This is a genomic window from Cellulomonas septica, assembly GCF_012396155.1.
GTDB classification, from domain to species: domain Bacteria; phylum Actinomycetota; class Actinomycetes; order Actinomycetales; family Cellulomonadaceae; genus Cellulomonas; species Cellulomonas septica.
This window is the reverse complement of the sequence record NZ_JAAXOY010000794.1, coordinates 1-1,434: the sequence shown is the minus strand read 5'-3', so window position 1 is coordinate 1,434 and position 1,434 is coordinate 1. Positions and strand designations below refer to the sequence as shown.

The 1,434-nt window shown below is 75.0% G+C and carries 1 protein-coding gene; it reads right to left on the bottom strand.

All coding sequences use genetic code 11. From position 1 onward, the window contains the following. Nucleotide 1: 1 nt before the first annotated feature. Nucleotides 2-1,381, bottom strand: coding sequence for a Na+/H+ antiporter NhaA (gene nhaA, locus HGA02_RS19230; RefSeq protein ID WP_168680990.1), 1,380 nt, complete (start codon nt 1,379-1,381; stop codon nt 2-4). Nucleotides 1,382-1,434 lie beyond the last annotated feature (53 nt).

Sequence of the window (1,434 nt, the reverse complement as noted above, 5' to 3'; positions counted from 1 at the left end):
GTCACTCCGGCGCGCGCCACGGCAGCGGCGGGAGCGCGGGCGGCGGACCGTCGGTCGCGGGGGAGCACAGCGGCAGCTTCTCCCCGAGCCACCGCAGGAGGACCGACCCCGCGACGGCGGCGACGAGCGAGCCCGCGAGGATGCCGATCTTCGCCTCCGACAGCACGTCCGGCTGGTCCCCGAACGCGAGCTGCGCGATGAACAGCGAGATCGTGAACCCGATACCCGCGAGCACCGCGCCGCCGAGCAGGTGCCCGTACCGGACGCGACCGGGGAGGTCGCCGAGCCCGGCACGGATCGCGAGGGTCGAGGCGCCGGTGATGCCGACGGCGTTGCCGACGACCAGCGCGACCGCGACGCCGATCGTCACGCGCGAGCCCGCCGCGTCGGACAGCGTCTGCGCGTCGAGCACGACACCCGCGTTCGCGAGGCCGAACAGCGGCACGACGAGGTACGCCGACCACGGGTGCAGGATCCGCTGGAGGCGGTCGCTCGTCGGCACGGCCGCGCGCGCGGCGAGCTCGGCGAGGTGCTCGCGCTCGGCGGTCGTGTCGTCGACCAGGTCGCCCGCGTAGACGGGGACGGCCTCGACCTGCTCGCGCTGCGGGACGGTCGCCGGGACCAGGAGCCCGACCAGCACGCCCGCGAGGGTCGCGTGCACGCCCGACGCCTGCACGGCCATCCACAGCGCGACGCCCGCGAGGACGTACGGTGTGAGCTGCCAGACCCGCAGCCAGCGCATGACCGCCATGCCGACGACGACGAGCGCCGCGACGCCGAGCGCCGCGAGGTCGACGTCGTCGGAGTAGAAGACCGCCATCACGGTGATCGCGCCGATGTCGTCGACGATCGCGAGCGTCAGCAGGAACAGCCGCAGCCGGTCCGGGCAGCGCGGCCCGAACAGCGCGAGCACGCCGACCAGGAACGCGGTGTCGGTCGACATCACGACGCCCCAGCCGTGCGCCGCGTCCGTCCCGGCCGTGAACGCGAGGTAGATGAGCACGGGCACGAGCAGCCCACCGAGCGCTCCGAGCGCGGGCACCGCGACGGTCCGCCGGTCGCGCAGCTCGCCGCTCGTCGCCTCGCGCGAGATCTCGAGCCCGACCACCGCGAAGAACACCGCCATCGCGGCGTCGTTGACCCAGTGGTGCAGGTCCAGGTCGAGCGACATCGACCCGATGTGGAAGCCCGCCGTCGTCTCCCAGAGCGCCTCGTACGCGTCGGCCCAGGCGCTGTTCGCCCAGACGAGCGCGAGCACGGTCGCGGCGAGGAGCGCGACGGCGCTGCCCGCCTCGGTGGACAGGAAGCGGCGCACGGACGGGTTGAGGGCGGGGACGCGGACGCGCAGCGCCGGCCCGGGCGTCGTGGGGGGAGCCGTCACCGGCCCAACGTCGCAGGTGCGGCGGCCCGACCGCAATCCGGGCGCGGTGCTCG